Origin of the sequence: Streptomyces beijiangensis (assembly GCF_017315755.1) — a bacterium.
Classification (GTDB): Bacteria; Actinomycetota; Actinomycetes; order Streptomycetales; family Streptomycetaceae; genus Streptomyces; species Streptomyces beijiangensis.
Window position 1 is genome coordinate 1 of sequence record NZ_JAFLRJ010001023.1, and the last position, 272, is coordinate 272.

1 pseudogene is annotated in these 272 nt (G+C 72.4%); it reads right to left on the minus strand.

Annotation, left to right across the window (positions count from 1 at the left end):
- Window positions 1-222, minus strand: a pseudogene (locus J0695_RS40380) (type VII secretion-associated serine protease mycosin); the annotation flags it as partial.
- Window positions 223-272 lie beyond the last annotated feature (50 nt).

The following is a 272-nucleotide window of genomic DNA, read 5'->3' on the forward strand; positions in this document are numbered from 1 at the left end:
GCTGCCGTCGACACCGGTGTCCAGGACGGCGACGGTGATGCCCTTGCCCTTGGTGGTCTGCCATACCTGCGGGGCGTGCATCGCGTCGAGCTCCCACTGCTGGGTGCGGATGGAGTCGGCGTGGGCGGGAGCTGCGGGCAGCACGGCCACAGCGGCTGCTGCGAGCAGGGCTGCCAGGCCCCGGCGGCTTCTCGTCTGCCAGTGCGTCAACGGCCGGTGCATCAACGGGGAGCCTCCGTGGCCTTGGCGACCGAGGCGCGCACACCGCGCTC